Origin of the sequence: Desemzia incerta (assembly GCF_900115825.1) — a bacterium.
Lineage (GTDB): Bacteria > Bacillota > Bacilli > Lactobacillales > Carnobacteriaceae > Desemzia > Desemzia incerta.
Genome location: NZ_FOXW01000002.1, coordinates 69,098 through 84,116, shown reverse-complemented (window position 1 = coordinate 84,116; position 15,019 = coordinate 69,098). Strand labels below are relative to the sequence as shown.

Sequence of the window (15,019 nt, the reverse complement as noted above, 5' to 3'; positions counted from 1 at the left end):
AGAAAGGCAGACGATCTAGTGAAGAGTTGCGGCATTATTGCAGAATACAATCCCTTCCATAAAGGACATCAATATCAGATAGAAGAAGCGAAGAAAAAAACTTCCGCTGACGTCATGATTGTTGTAATGAGCGGTAATTTCTTGCAACGGGGTGAACCCGCCATAGTGGATAAATGGAAGCGAGCAGAAATGGCTTTGGCTTCAGGAGCAGATATTGTGATTGAGCTGCCTGTAGCGTTTAGTGTGCAGCCGGCAGATTATTTTGCTAAAGGTGGAGTAGCCCTGCTGCAAGAAATGAGATGTGATGTGTTGTCTTTTGGTACAGAAAGCGGAACAGCAGAAGAATTTCAACAATTTGCAGCTGATTGGCTCAAAAATGAAGAACAAATCGAAGCAGCATTTCAGCAGTTCAAAAATAACGGCGGCACTTATTCAGAGCAGATGCAGCAAGCAGCAGAGTCTGTCTTATCAAAACACAGCCTTGACTTGCAGTTGCCCAACACTATCTTAGGGTTGGCTTATGCCAAAGAAAACAGCCGATACCGTCATCCTATGTTATTGGAACCTATCCAACGTCTCGGAGCAGGTTACCATGAGAAACAGCTCCAAAAAACGTCTTTTCAAAGTGCTACAGCGATTCGAAAACAGCTTCTCGAACAACAGATTTCCGGTCAGATATCCAATGTTGATAAACAAGCACTCAAAGCGGCAGTTCCAGCTAAAGTGTTCAACATATTGGTAGATAGTCAGCTTGTCGACTGGAATGCCTTTTGGCCCTTTTTAAAGTACCAACTGATCGTCCAATCAGAAGAACAATTGAGACAAACGTATCAAATGAACGAGGGTATTGAATACCGATTGAAAGAGTTCGTCACACAAGCCGAGAATTTTGAGCATTTTGTAGAATTGGTGAAAACCAAACGCTACACATGGGTTCGGTTGCAGCGGTTGTTCACTTATGTCTTGCTGCAATTCACAAAAGATATTGCAGACGAAGCTCTAGATGGACCAAAAGCGATTCGAGTTTTGGGTTTTTCCGCCGCTGGTCAGCAATATTTAAGCCAGATCAAAAAGAGTGTTTCGATTCCGATCATTAGTCGTTTGCATCAAAAGAATAAGGATTTGTGGGAAATAGATATTCAAGCAGGAAAAATTTATCAACTAGCAACTGGAGAAGTAACGAAAGAACAAGATTTTCATCGTTTGCCTTTGCGAAAAGTGGAAGCATAAACGCATGAAATCAATCAAAAAGAACTTAGAGGTGTAAGGTAAAATATCTTGACAAAGGTTTTTATCACTAGTATAATAAATTTTGTTGCTTTAGGAGTGAAGAGAAATGAAAATGAAGTGGTCACTAAACGAATTAAAACGATATCTAAATGAACCTTTTGTCTTTAATGATGAGGTGGATTTAAAAGAATCCTTGTTAAAAAGAGAAAGTGAAATATTAGACGTTTCACCGATTCATTTGGATGGAATCTTAACTGTTAATGATGATGAATTGATTCTTCATATGAATGTTTCATTACAATTAACACTTCCTTCTGCAAGATCACTAAAACCTGTATTATTTCCAATGGAATTTGTGATAAATGAAGTGTATATTCCAAAATCAGCATCTAATGAAACTGCTGCTAGAGAAGATGAAGTTGTGATTTATTTAGAACATGACTGGATCGATTTAGCAGAAAGTATCGAGGATACGATTTTGCTTAATCTTCCTCTTCAAGTATTTACTGAAGAAGAAAAAGAAGCAGAAGATATGCCAAGTGGAAATAGTTGGAAAGTAATTTCAGAAGAAGATTACTATTCAAAAGAAAAAAAATCTGAAGACGCTATTGATTCGCGTTTTGCGAATCTGAAAGATTTTTTTAAAGATGATGAATCTAATAGTAATCCAGATGAAGACTAACTTGTTTCATGTTAGTTAAAAATGAAACAATTGTTTAAGGAGGTGTATAGAATGGCAGTACCAGCAAGAAGAACATCAAAAGCTAAGAAAAACAGACGTCGTACTCACTTTAAATTAGAAGTTCCAGGTATGAACGCTTGCCCTAATTGTGGTGAATTGAAAAAAAGCCATCACGTATGTGCATCATGCGGTTTCTATGATGGAAAAGAGGTATCATCTAAAGAAGCATAATAACTTTCTGTTATTGCGCTCTTAAGATAAAAATAATCTTGAGATTTTCTCAGGATTATTTTTTTTGCGAAGTTTCAACTAATTTGTTAGAGTAATAAAGATGAAAATAGTGTACAATTTGAATAACTTATTCATAGATGGAGGGCAAGTAAATGGTGTTGGATTCAGTATTTGTTATGCGAATCGTGTTATTTTTAGTACCGATTCTTTTATTCCTATTATTCAATAAAAAAATCAATCGACATTTTCGAAGACAACGTCTGACTCTCAAGCTGGCAGACTTGCTTGTTCCTTACTTAATAGTAGGTATTCATATATTAAGTATGCTGACACTTGGATTGACTGTTTTCCCATACTTTTTAATCTTTATTTTTTCCTTAGCAATAGTCTTGCTCTTGTATTTAGCTGTGAAAAAAGGCGAGATTCTATATGGGAAGTTTTTTAAGAGCTGGTGGCGCTTTGTTTTTATTAGTTCCATCATTACATATTATGGATTAGCAGCTACAAGCATTATCATAAGTGTTTAGAAAGCGAAGAACGATGAGATCTTAATCTCATCGTTCTTTTTTTGTATCCTAGAAACGGAAAACCCACCCCATATTATAGACTTATTTTCAAGAAAATTGCTCTATAGACCAAAAGGAAAATAATTAGAAAAAGTAATCAGTTTGTTACAAATGAAATGTAGGAACATTTTAATTTTTAAGTGTTGCCACGCCAGTAATGACAACGGTTTATGAGATATGAAAAAAAATCACAAAAATTTCGGAATGTGGTGGTGGAAAGTGGGGGATTGTGGTAGACTGAATTTAAATAGGGATGATAGGGGTGACCAAAGTACATGCTTATCGGTGAATATCAGCACAATATTGATGCAAAAGGCCGGTTGATCATGCCAGCTAAATTCAGAGATGACTTAGGCGAGAGATTTATTATTACTCGTGGGCTTGATGGCTGTTTATTTGGTTACCCGCAAGAAGAATGGTCTGAACTAGAAGAAAAGCTAAAACAATTACCGCTTGCTAAAAAAGATGCACGTCAATTTACGCGTTTCTTTTATTCCGCCGCCACAGAATGTGAGTTGGATAAGCAAGGCAGAATCAACATTCCTCAAAACTTAAGACAATACGCAAAATTAGACAAAGAATGTCACGTTATAGGAGTATCGGAACGGATCGAAATTTGGAGCAATGAAAGATGGAGCCAGTATGCTGTTGAAGCAGAAGAATCCTACGAAGACATTGCTGAAAGTATGATCGATTTCGGATTTTAACCGATAAGAAATTGAAAGGGAGATATAGATGCCAGAATTTAAACACGAAACAGTCTTACTACACGAGACGGTAGATGGATTGTCCATTTCTCCTGAAGGAACATATGTCGATTGTACCCTTGGAGGAGCTGGACACAGCGAATACCTGCTCTCTCAATTAAATGAAAAAGGGCATTTATATGCTTTCGATCAAGATGAAACAGCCATTGCTAATGCAAAAGAAAAGTTGAGCCATTATGTAGAAAAAGGAATGGTAACGTTTATCAAGTCGAATTTCCGTTATATCACAGAAGAATTGAATGCTCTTGGCGTTCATTCGGTGGATGGGATTTTATACGATTTAGGAGTATCTTCTCCGCAGTTGGATCAAGCCGAACGAGGCTTCAGCTATCATCAAGATGCACCTTTAGACATGAGAATGGATACCCAATCTCCGTTAACTGCAAAAGAAGTAGTTAACGACTGGCCTTACGAGAAATTAGTCAAAATCTTTTACCGTTACGGAGAAGAAAAATTCTCTAAACAAATCGCACGCAAAATCGAAAAAGCCAGAGAGACAGCTCCAATTGAAACGACGGGCGAACTAGTTGAATTGATCAAAGAAGCTATTCCAGCACCTGCTCGCAGAAAAGGCGGTCATCCAGCCAAAAGAACCTTCCAAGCAATCAGAATAGCTGTAAATGATGAATTAGATGCTGTGGAAGAGTCTTTAGAAAAAGCTATTGATCTATTAAATGTGAATGGAAGAATCAGCGTGATCACTTTCCACTCTCTAGAAGACAGAATTGTCCAATCCATATACAAAGATCGTGCCAGAGGACCTCAATTGCCGCCCGGATTGCCGGTGTTGCCTACAGAATATATGGCAGAATTGAAAATCATTACACGTAAGCCTATATTACCTAGTGAAGAAGAACTGGAACAAAACAACCGAGCTAGAAGTGCAAAATTAAGAATCGCAGAGAAACAAGTTAAAACAGAAAGCAACTAATTACTTAGATGGGAAAGGAAGTTATTGTATGGCAGCAGAAAATAATTTAGCAAGGGATTTACATAGCGTAATGCCTCAAACAGCACCGCAAGTCCAACCTAAACAACAACCTATTCAGACTCCTGAGCCAAAACAACAGCGTCATTTAAAAGTTGAAAAGGTATTATTAGTTGTGGCTAGTATGATCATCTTTGCTTTAGGAGTAGCTTGTGTGTCGTTGGAAATCATGGTTGCTACTGCGAACAGAGAAGTGCAAGATACAAATCGAGCTATTGAAGAAGTTGCGGTTATGAATACTAATTTAGAGCAAGAAGTACAAGAATTGTCACGTTACGATCGAGTGTATGAAATTGCTAAAGCTCACGGGTTGGAAATGAATGAAGAAAATGTTAGGAATGTTACGAAATGAAAAAAAGAAGTCCCTTAACAAATAGAAAATTAATTGCCATTTTCTTATTTTTTGGATCTATCTTAGCATTTGTCATATTTGCTGGACGATTCTCATATATAATGGTCAAAGGGGAAGTTAACGGGGAAAATTTAGAGACCAATGTGAATAATCTATATACAAGAAGTAGTGTCCTTGAAGCTAACCGTGGTACCATCTATGATGTAGGGGGGAATCCGGTCGCTATGGATGCTACTTCTTATTCATTATATGCTGTACTGACAGATGAGTGGTCGAATAATAAGAAAAATCCTCAACACGTAACCAATAAGCAGAAAACTGCTGAGATCCTAGCCCAATACATTTCAATGAGTGAAGAAGAAATCTTCAAGAAGTTGAGTCAAGATTTGAGCCAAGTTGAATTTGGGACAGCAGGGAAAAATTTATCCTACGAAATCAAAAGCGACATCGAAAAACATGATTTGTCAGGTATCTTTTTCAAAGAGACTCCTACTCGGTTGTATCCCAACGGAATATTCTCTTCTCATTTAGTTGGTGTAGCACAGCTTCCGACAACTAAAGAAGGTGAAGTAAAAGTCGATGAAGAAATGGTCGGTATTATGGGGATCGAACAAGCTTACAATGACCAATTGACTGGAACGGATGGAAAATTAAAATATCAAAAAGATAGTTTCGGTTACGCATTGCCTAATGAAGACGCTGAGGTGATTGATCCAGTTGATGGAATGGATATTTATCTGACGCTAGACAAACGTATGCAGGTTCTGTTAGAAAGTTTGATGACGGAAGTAGATGAAAAATACAATCCAGTGGCTTTGACAGCAACGCTGATGGACCCGAAAACAGGTAAAATCATAGCGACTTCTCAGCGACCTTCTTTTAATGGAACGACAAAAGAAGGTATCAGTGATTTATGGATGAACTTACTAACCGAATACACTTATGAACCGGGATCTACTTTAAAAGCCTTGACGTTAGCTTCCGCCATAAACGAAAAAGCTTTTGACCCTAACGCTTATTTTGAGTCCGGTATGATCAAAGTGTCCGGGATACCTATTCGAGATGTCAATCGTACAGGATGGGGGACGATCACTTATTTAGAAGGACTGGCTCGTTCCAGTAACGTTGCGTTTGTAAAAATTGTCGAAAAAATGGGTGCAGATGTCTGGAAAGAGTATATGGATGCTTTTGGTATAGGAAAATCAACCAATTCAGGATTGCCTCATGAAAATAAAGGTTCAAATAATTATAAGAGAGCTATTGATCAAGCAAATACGGCTTTTGGACAAGGATTGACCGTCACGCCGCTGCAAATGATGCAAGCCTTTAGTGCTATTGCAAATGGTGGACAAATGATGAAGCCTCAATTTATTGATAAATATGTTGATCCCAATACGGGAAAAGAAACCATCGTAGAGCCGGAAGTAGTTGGGAACCCTGTTTCAGAAGAATCTGCTCAACAAACGTTAGAATACTTAAAAGAAGTTGTGTATAACGAGAATGGGACGGGGAAAAAGTATGCAATCGATGGATATGAGATTGCAGCTAAAACCGGGACCGCTCAAATTTACAACCCTAAAACGAAGAGCTATTTCAGTGGGGGGCACAATTTCTTATATTCAGTAGTTGGAATGGCACCAGCTGATGATCCTGAACTAGTGTTGTATATCACAATGGAACGTCCTACAATCACTGATTACACGGTTGCTCCTTCTGATGCTTTAGCTTCAATTTTTAATCCCGTGATGAAGAGGGGATTGGAATACCTGCATTTGAACGATACTGCTCAAGAAGCATTAGACAATCAAATCAAGATGCCTAAAGTAACCAGCGAGCCTAAAAATGACGTGTTAACAAAATTAGAAGAAATGGGTTTGAACGTGACCGTTGTTGGAAATGGTGATACAATAGTACAGCAATTGCCATTGACTGATGAAGTGATCATTGATGAACAACGAGTCATTCTGATGACAAATGGAGCAATGACTATGCCTGATATGACGGGATGGTCGAAAAACGATGTGTTGAAGGTTTCTGAAATCACAGGTATAGAATTTACCTTTGATGGTGATGGTTACGTTACGCAGCAAAGTTTAGAACCTAATGCTCTTTTGACAGAAGAAAGTCTAATTGAAATCAAACTGGAATCTCCTTAATCATAAGGAGATTTTAGTTGTAAAGTAAACAGGTCTTGACTTCGTAGCAGGAAAAAGGCAATCTGTTAAAAAGTAAAAATTAGGAGCGATCATATGCAGTGGGAAGAAATGCTGATTTCAGCAGTAAGCAGTTTTGCAATAACAATAATTTTAATGCCTTTTATCATAGGGTATTTTAGAACAAAACAATTAGGACAGACAACTAGAGAAGAAGGTCCGACATGGCACGAAGTAAAAACAGGAACTCCAACAATGGGAGGAGTCGTCTTTTTGATTTCTGCCAGTGCAACGATTATATGGACAGCCATCTGGCAGAATGCATTTACAGTCAGTTTAGGCTTGTTGGTATTTATTCTGATGTTATATGGATTATTAGGATTTTTAGATGATTACATCAAATTGATCAAAAAAAGAAACTTAGGTCTTACGTCAGCGCAAAAATTCATCGGCCAAGTAGTAGGCGGAGCTTTATTCTACATTGTTTACCGAATGCAAGGATTGCCTAGCGAGTTGAATTTGTTTGGATTAGCTGATGTGAGTTTAGGCTGGTTTTATGGGTTAGTCATCATTTTTTGGCTGGTTGGATTTTCAAATGCAGTCAACTTGACAGATGGATTAGACGGGCTGGCTACTGGAACAAGTATCATAGCGTATTCAGCATATGCAATAATAGCGTTCCACCAAGAACAAATAGATGTATTAATCTTTTGTTTAGCAGTAATCGGTGGGTTAATAGGATTTTTAGGGTTCAACAAAAAGCCTGCGAGAATATTTATGGGTGATGTAGGTTCATTAGCACTTGGTGGCGGACTTGCTGCTGTATCTGTATTATTGCATCAAGAATGGACATTATTGTTGATCGGCCTGATTTTTATCGTAGAAACCTTATCGGTCATTTTGCAAGTGGGATCGGTTAAGTTAAGAAATAAACGTGTATTCAAAATGGCGCCTATTCACCACCATTTTGAAATGAGCGGCTGGAGCGAATGGAGAATCGTCATTACTTTTTGGACGATTGGTTTACTAATGGCCCTAATTGCTTTATGGATCGTACTTTAACAATTAAACAGCAATGGAGGATTTTGGGTGAAAAATGTAACGACATATAAAAATAAAAAAGTATTAGTATTAGGTTTAGCCTTAAGTGGTGTGAATGCTGCAAAACTTTTGCACAAATTAGGCGCATTGGTCACGGTTAATGACTACAAAAGTTTTGAAGACAATACTGAAGCACAAGAACTTTTAGAAGATGGGATGCGAGTAGTAACAGGAGGGCATCCAGTCGAGTTATTAGATGAAGACTTTGAATTTGTAGTGAAAAATCCTGGAATTATGTACAATAACCCAATCGTTGCTAAAGCAATGGAAAAAGGCATTCCGGTACTGACAGAAGTTCAATTGGCTTATGAAGTGGCGCAATGTCCTATTGTAGGAATCACAGGAACAAATGGAAAAACAACCACAACGACGATGATCGCTGATTTGTTAAACAGCAAACAACAGCGTGGGAAAGCCTACGTGGCAGGGAATATAGGAACTCCTGCGAGTTTAGTGGTTCAAGATGTAGCCGATGAAGATGCTATTATTATGGAATTATCCAGTTTCCAATTATTAGGTACAACGACGTTTAAACCACATATAGCGGTAATCACCAATATTTATTCAGCTCACTTGGATTATCATGGAACGAGAGAAGAATATGTGGCAGCTAAAATGCAAATCACAAAAAATCAAACCGAAGAAGATTATCTAGTCGTAAATTGGGATCAACCGGAGTTAAGAGAATTGGCACTTGCCAGCAAAGCTACTGTTATTCCTTTCTCGAGACAAGAAATGGTAGAAAACGGCGTATTCCTTAGTGGAGAGACCATTTACTATTTAAATGAACCAATCATGAATAAAAAAGATATCCTAGTTCCAGGAGAACACAATCTGGAAAATGCCATGGCAGCTATTGCAGTTGCTAAATTGATGGGACAAGAAACACCTGTCATCAAAGAAGTGTTAGCGTCATTTGCCGGCGTAAAACATCGGACTCAATTTGTTAGAGACTATAAAGGCAGAAAATTCTATAACGATTCAAAAGCAACGAATACATTAGCAACCATTAATGCTCTAAATGGATTTACGCAGCCAGTAATTTTGGTAGCTGGTGGATTAGATCGTGGAAATGATTTTGATGATTTGGTGCCGCATCTCAAACAAGTCAAGGGGTTAATCGTTTATGGTGAAACGGCTGCTAAGTTGACTCAAGCTGGAGAAGAAGCTGGTGTACCATCGATTGTAACCGTGCAAAATGTTGAAGCAGCAGTACCAGTCGCTTATGACATGAGTGAAGAGGGAGATGTTGTTCTCTTGTCGCCAGCATGTGCTAGTTGGAATCAATACCGCAGTTTTGAAGTGCGGGGAGATGCGTTTATCGACGCCATTGAACAACTGATTGCCAATATAGAAGAGGGGGAATAGACCTTTTACACAGGTCTTACATTTACATGAAAGTACTATTATCAGGCGGAGGAACAGGAGGCCACATTTATCCTGCTTTAGCCTTAATGAGAAGATTAAAGAGTATCGATCCCACTACAGAGTTTTTATATGTTGGAACAGAGCGTGGATTGGAGAGTACGATCGTGCCAAATGCTGGCGTCCCTTTTAAAGCTATTAAAGTAGAGGGGTTCAAGCGTTCTTTATCCTTAGATAACATAAAAACTGTTCAACTGTTTTTACAAGGAATTTTTAAAGCTAGAAAAATCGTTAAAGAGTTTGCACCTGATGTAGTGATTGGTACTGGAGGATATGTGTGTGGTCCAGTAGTGTACGCAGCAGCGAAACTAGGGATTCCTACAATCATCCATGAACAAAACAGTATAGCTGGTGTAACAAACAAATTCTTAGCTCGCTACGTGGACAAAATCGCCACTTGTTTTGAAGAAGCACAGTCAGAGTTTGGTAAAAATTCTTCTAAAGTAGTTTATACAGGTAATCCTAGAGCTCAAGAAGTAGCTGGTATTCAGCCGTCTGATGCTTTGAAAGAATACAATCTTAAACCTGGAGTTCCAACTGTACTGATTTTTGGAGGCAGTAGAGGAGCGAAAGCAATCAATACGTCTTTTGTTGAGGCAATACCTGCTTTTTCCAAGAAAGACTATCAAGTATTATTTGCGTCTGGAGAAGTCCACTACGATACAATAGTCGAACAAATTGGAGAAGCGACTGAAAACATTTCAATTGTTCCTTATATCCCTAATATGCCAGAAATATTTGCCAATGTTTCAGTAGTAGTTTCTAGAAGTGGTGCAACGACACTAGCAGAAGTTACTGCACTGGGGCTTCCTAGTATCTTAATTCCAAGTCCAATCGTGACTAACGATCATCAAACAAGCAATGCGAACAGTTTAGTGAAGCATGATGCGGCTAAAATGATCGCTGAAAAAGATTTGACTACAGAAACATTCATTCAAACGATTGATGAATTGATGAATGATCCAGAAAAAAGAATAGAAATGTCTCGACAAGCTGAAAAAATCGGAGTTCCAGATGCTGCAGACCGATTGATTCAAGTAATCAAAGATATTGTCTAATCAAATCCATTGGAAGGAGGATGATCCAAGATGAATTCATTCAAAAAAAATAAACCCAAAATGAATAGCAATTTTCCTGGAGACTCCTCCTTGAACAATGCAAGAAAATCTTCTAATTCTGCGCGCAGTTTGGAAGAAAATTTACCCAAATTGAAAAAACAGCGCCGAAGTAAAATGTATCGACGGTTGATTCCGTTACTTTTGCTGTTTTCATGTGCAATCTTAATTGTCGTATATTTCATTTCTCCGTTAAGTAAAGTAGGCACAATTTCGGTGGATGGAAGCAAAAACGTGACTGATCAACAAGTGATCGACTCTAGTCAACTGTCATCTGGAATGCCATTGTGGACTACTTTATGGAATGATGAAGAAACAGAAAAAGCTGTGTTGGATATTCCTCAAGTAAAATCAGCTGATGTAAAACGTCAAGGGTGGAACAATATCGTGGTTACAGTAGAAGAATACAAAATGATCGCCTATTCTCATATAAAAGATGATTATTTCCCGATATTGGAAAACGGAAAGATTGTAAATGAAAGCAAGAAAGTCTCAATGGGCAACAATCCCATCTTCAAAGATTTTTCAGAAGGTAAAGCATTGGATATATTGATCGAGCAATATAAATTGCTGAATACCAGTGTACAAAACGGTATCTCTGAGATTGAACATACTCCGACGGAAACAGATGAATATTTAATCAAAATTTATATGAATGACGGAAACCAAGTAGTAGCTACATTGCCCAGCTTTGCTGAGAAAATGAATTATTATCCAGATATGGTGCAAAAAGTTGGAGACCAAAATGGTCTGTTCAATCTTGAAGTTGGGGGCTATTTCACACCTTTTGAATCTGACACATCTGATTCAAAAGAAAAGTCTGCAGAAGAAAATCCTGAGGTTTCTCAAGAGATTGAGGAAGTGGTCGAAGAATGAGATAAGTATCAAATGAAATTCTTAGACTCTTAAAAAAATAAATCAAGATTTTTTTTAAAATAATCAGTAAACTAAAGGAATAGCTTCAAAAAATAGCGTAAAGTATGGTAGAATTGATTTTGTATAAATCATCATTAAAAATAGATAAAAGTTGAAATTTAAAGCTAGGAGGTTTCAATGTATGAGGAATTCTGAGATGTATGTTAGTTTAGATATTGGAACCACTTCAATAAAGGTTGTTGTAGCCGAGTATATTAATGGACAAATGAATATTATTGGAGTTGGAAATGAAAAATCTGAAGGTCTAAGCAGAGGTATCATAGTGGATATCGATAAAACTGTGGAATCTGTGAAGAAAGCGATTAAACAAGCAGAAAAAAAAGCTAATGTTGATATTCGCAACGTTATCGTAGGAACTCAAAGTACATCTACAGAAATTGAAACCTGTCATGGAATGATTGCAGTATCAGGTGAAAATAAAGAAATTACAGACGAAGATGTACGAAATACGATCAGCGCAGCAATGGTCAAATCCGTTCCTCCAGAACGTGAAATATTGGCTATTATTCCAGAAGAGTTTATCGTAGATGGATTTGATGGTATAAAAGATCCTAGGGGAATGATCGGTGTCAGACTTGAAATGCATGCCACAATGATCACTGGACCTAAAACCATTGTACATAACATTAAACGTTGTGTGGAAAAAGCGGGATTAAACATTGAAAACATTGTTCTCCAGCCTTTGGCAGCCAGTAAAGTAAGTATGTCAAGCGGTGAAAGAGATTTTGGAACGATATTGATTGACATGGGAGGCGGCCAAACTGCTGCTTCAGTTATTCATGACAATCAATTGAAGTTTTCATTTGTTGATCCTGAAGGTGGAGAATATGTCACAAAAGATATTTCCATTGTATTGAATACAAGCTTAGAGAATGCCGAAAAAATAAAGCGTGACTTTGGTTATGCTACTTCTCTTGAAGCTTCAGAGGATGAGGTCTTCCCGGTCGAAGTGGTCGGTAAAACAGAACCAGTAAAAGTGAATGAATTGTATTTATCTGAGATTATAGAAGCTCGTCTGGTCCAAATATTTGAGACTATAAAAGAAGAGTTGGACTCAGTCAGAGCTAGAGAGCTGCCTGGGGGTATCGTTTTAACTGGAGGAGCATCTTCTATACCAGGTATGGTAGAATTGGCAAAAGAGATATTTGAAGTGAATGTAAAATTATACATTCCAGATCATATGGGAATCAGATATCCTTCCTTTACAACCGGTATTGGGTTGATCGAATATCAAGCAAAACTAAATGATATTCAAAAGATTGCCAACCAAACTGCAACAGGATTCAATCAAAATCCTTCTTTTTCACAAGAACAGACAGTTGTTCCAATGTATGCAGAAGAAGATGCAGGGGAATATGTTGAAAAGAAACAAGTAGTTAAAAAGCAAAAGAACCAAGAAGAAAGCATGTTTTCAAAAATGAAAAAAATGTTCAATAACTTCTTTGATTAAACTAAAAAAATGAAACCAATCAGATAGTAGGAGGAAACAAGATGGACTTAGAATTCGATACAGCACCAGTAAGTGGAGCTGTCATTAAAGTAATTGGTGTGGGTGGAGCAGGTAACAATGCAGTAAACCGTATGATCATGGATAACGTAAAAGGCGTGGAATTTATTGTAGCCAACACAGATTTACAAGCTTTGGCAAATTCAAACGCTGAAACAAAAATTCAACTTGGACCTAAACTGACACGTGGTTTAGGAGCAGGGGCAAATCCAGATATTGGCCATAAAGCCGCTGAAGAAAGTGCAGAACAAATCGCAGACTCTCTAAAAGGAGCAGATATGATCTTTGTTACTGCAGGAATGGGTGGAGGTACTGGTACAGGTGCTGCACCTATCGTTGCTCGTATTGCTAAAGAGCAAGGAGCTTTGACTGTTGGAGTGATTACACGACCATTTTCATTTGAAGGACCAAAACGTGGCCGTTTCGCTGCTGAAGGTTTAGCTCAAATGAAAGAATACGTAGATACATTAGTAACGATTTCAAACAACCGTTTATTAGAAATCGTGGACAAAAAGACACCTATGTTGGAAGCCTTCCGTGAAGCAGATAATGTATTGCGTCAAGGAGTACAAGGAATCTCTGATTTAATCACTTCTCCTGGATACGTAAACTTGGACTTTGCGGATGTTAAAACCGTAATGGAAAATCAAGGATCTGCTTTAATGGGTATTGGTACAGCAAGCGGAGAAAATCGTACTGTAGAAGCAACTAAGAAAGCTATCTCTTCACCATTGTTAGAAGTTTCTATTGATGGAGCAGAATCAGTATTGTTGAACATTACAGGGGGATCAGATTTGACATTATTTGAAGCGCAAGATGCTTCAGACATTGTTTCAGCGGCATCTACTACTGAAGTGAATATTATCTTTGGTACTTCAATCAATGAAGAATTAGGAGACGAAGTTGTGGTAACTGTTATTGCTACAGGAATCGATACAACGGAATCAGACAAGCGGTTAGCTCAAAACACGCGCAATCGTGTTCAACCATCTTCAAATCGCGGACAACAAACCAATGACTCAAACCGAGAAACGAGAGAAAAAGATCCGTTTGCTGATTGGGATATCCGTCGCGAACCGAATACACGCAGCCGTACAGTACAAACAGAAGAGCCAGCTTCTTTCAATGAAGAGGATAATCATGATTTCAATTCATCAAACCGAGAGACAGCGCCAGAAGAGAAAAAAGAAATGCCTCAAGACAGCCTAGATACACCTCCTTTCTTCAGAAGAAGACGGAAGTAAAAAATGAACACCATTGAACAAAATGTTCACAGCATAGAAGATCAACTAGGAAAATCACTTAGAGAAGCTCAACGTGATAGAGTTGGTCTTCGTGTTGTAGTCGTAACAAAATATGTATCCATTGAACAGGCTAAAGAGGTAGTATCATTAGGTTACAAAGATTTGGGAGAAAATAGACCAGAAGGTTTGATCGCGAAACAAGAAGCTTTACAAGACGACAGTATTGTCTGGCATTATATTGGATCACTTCAGACTAGAAAAGTAAAAAAAGTGATCAATCGTATTGATTATTTACATTCTTTAGATCGTATGTCTTTGGCGGAAGAAATAGAAAAACGAGCTGAAAAGCCTGTTTCTTGTTTCGTACAAGTGAATGTAGCTGGAGAAGACTCTAAAAGTGGTTTTTCTCCTGATGAAGTGATGGATTTCATTCGTTCTTTGGCACAATTTGAAAAAATAACTGTTATTGGTTTGATGACGATGGCTCCTAAAAATGCTGATACACAAACTATTCGAAAAACATTTAGTGAGTTAAAACAATTGCGAGACGAAGTTCAATTGCTCGGGTTGTCCTACGCTCCTTGTACGGAATTAAGTATGGGGATGAGTCAAGACTATCCAATCGCTATAGAAGAAGGTTCTAATTTTGTCCGTATTGGGTCAGCTTTTTTCAAAAATACTACTGTTGACGAAGATTAATTTTTGAATGAGGAGGGTTTACA

15 protein-coding genes are annotated in these 15,019 nt (G+C 37.9%); all 15 read left to right on the top strand.

Annotated elements, in window-relative coordinates:
• The first annotated feature begins 18 nt into the window (after positions 1-18).
• The 15 genes from BM137_RS03075 to BM137_RS03005 all read left to right on the top strand — a co-directional run bounded on the left by BM137_RS03075 (position 19) and on the right by BM137_RS03005 (position 14,996).
• Positions 19-1,230, top strand: a complete 1,212-nt coding sequence (locus tag BM137_RS03075) for a nucleotidyltransferase (protein ID WP_092479693.1) — start codon at positions 19-21, stop codon at positions 1,228-1,230.
• A 106-nt stretch (positions 1,231-1,336) separates the two neighbouring features.
• Positions 1,337-1,912: a YceD family protein gene (locus BM137_RS03070; protein WP_223155920.1), complete on the top strand. Its 576-nt coding sequence runs from the start codon at positions 1,337-1,339 to the stop codon at positions 1,910-1,912.
• Positions 1,913-1,963: 51 nt separating this feature from the next.
• Positions 1,964-2,143 (top strand): 50S ribosomal protein L32, encoded by a 180-nt coding sequence (gene rpmF / locus BM137_RS03065; protein ID WP_092479692.1) that lies wholly within the window; start codon positions 1,964-1,966, stop codon positions 2,141-2,143.
• Between the two features lie 152 nt (positions 2,144-2,295).
• Positions 2,296-2,670, top strand: coding sequence for a DUF3397 domain-containing protein (locus BM137_RS03060; RefSeq protein ID WP_092479691.1), 375 nt, complete (start codon positions 2,296-2,298; stop codon positions 2,668-2,670).
• Between the two features lie 314 nt (positions 2,671-2,984).
• On the top strand, positions 2,985-3,416 hold the full coding sequence (mraZ, locus tag BM137_RS03055) for a division/cell wall cluster transcriptional repressor MraZ (RefSeq protein WP_092479690.1): 432 nt from the start codon (positions 2,985-2,987) through the stop codon (positions 3,414-3,416).
• Positions 3,417-3,444: 28 nt separating this feature from the next.
• A complete protein-coding gene (rsmH, locus tag BM137_RS03050) occupies positions 3,445-4,407 on the top strand; it encodes a 16S rRNA (cytosine(1402)-N(4))-methyltransferase RsmH (RefSeq protein ID WP_092479689.1) in 963 nt (320 codons plus the stop codon).
• Positions 4,408-4,435: 28 nt separating this feature from the next.
• Positions 4,436-4,816, top strand: coding sequence for a cell division protein FtsL (gene ftsL, locus BM137_RS03045; protein ID WP_092479688.1), 381 nt, complete (start codon positions 4,436-4,438; stop codon positions 4,814-4,816).
• Positions 4,813-6,972, top strand: a complete 2,160-nt coding sequence (locus BM137_RS03040; protein ID WP_092479687.1) for a penicillin-binding protein — start codon at positions 4,813-4,815, stop codon at positions 6,970-6,972. The genes ftsL and BM137_RS03040 overlap by 4 nt, the downstream gene beginning before the upstream one ends.
• A gap of 93 nt (positions 6,973-7,065) precedes the next feature.
• Complete coding sequence (gene mraY / locus BM137_RS03035) at positions 7,066-8,031, top strand: phospho-N-acetylmuramoyl-pentapeptide-transferase (protein WP_092479686.1); 966 nt, start codon at positions 7,066-7,068, stop codon at positions 8,029-8,031.
• Between the two features lie 27 nt (positions 8,032-8,058).
• The gene (murD, locus tag BM137_RS03030; RefSeq protein WP_092479685.1) at positions 8,059-9,438 is read left to right on the top strand and encodes a UDP-N-acetylmuramoyl-L-alanine--D-glutamate ligase; all 1,380 of its coding nucleotides are present in this window, start codon (positions 8,059-8,061) and stop codon (positions 9,436-9,438) included.
• A 26-nt stretch (positions 9,439-9,464) separates the two neighbouring features.
• The gene (gene murG, locus BM137_RS03025; protein WP_092479684.1) at positions 9,465-10,553 is read left to right on the top strand and encodes an undecaprenyldiphospho-muramoylpentapeptide beta-N-acetylglucosaminyltransferase; all 1,089 of its coding nucleotides are present in this window, start codon (positions 9,465-9,467) and stop codon (positions 10,551-10,553) included.
• Positions 10,554-10,583: 30 nt separating this feature from the next.
• Positions 10,584-11,486 (top strand): cell division protein FtsQ/DivIB, encoded by a 903-nt coding sequence (locus BM137_RS03020; protein ID WP_092479683.1) that lies wholly within the window; start codon positions 10,584-10,586, stop codon positions 11,484-11,486.
• Between the two features lie 181 nt (positions 11,487-11,667).
• On the top strand, positions 11,668-12,996 hold the full coding sequence (gene ftsA / locus BM137_RS03015) for a cell division protein FtsA (protein WP_092479682.1): 1,329 nt from the start codon (positions 11,668-11,670) through the stop codon (positions 12,994-12,996).
• 41 nt (positions 12,997-13,037) lie between these two features.
• Positions 13,038-14,297 (top strand): cell division protein FtsZ, encoded by a 1,260-nt coding sequence (gene ftsZ, locus BM137_RS03010; protein WP_092479681.1) that lies wholly within the window; start codon positions 13,038-13,040, stop codon positions 14,295-14,297.
• A 3-nt stretch (positions 14,298-14,300) separates the two neighbouring features.
• Complete coding sequence (locus tag BM137_RS03005) at positions 14,301-14,996, top strand: YggS family pyridoxal phosphate-dependent enzyme (protein WP_092479680.1); 696 nt, start codon at positions 14,301-14,303, stop codon at positions 14,994-14,996.
• The last annotated feature ends 23 nt before the right edge of the window (positions 14,997-15,019 follow it).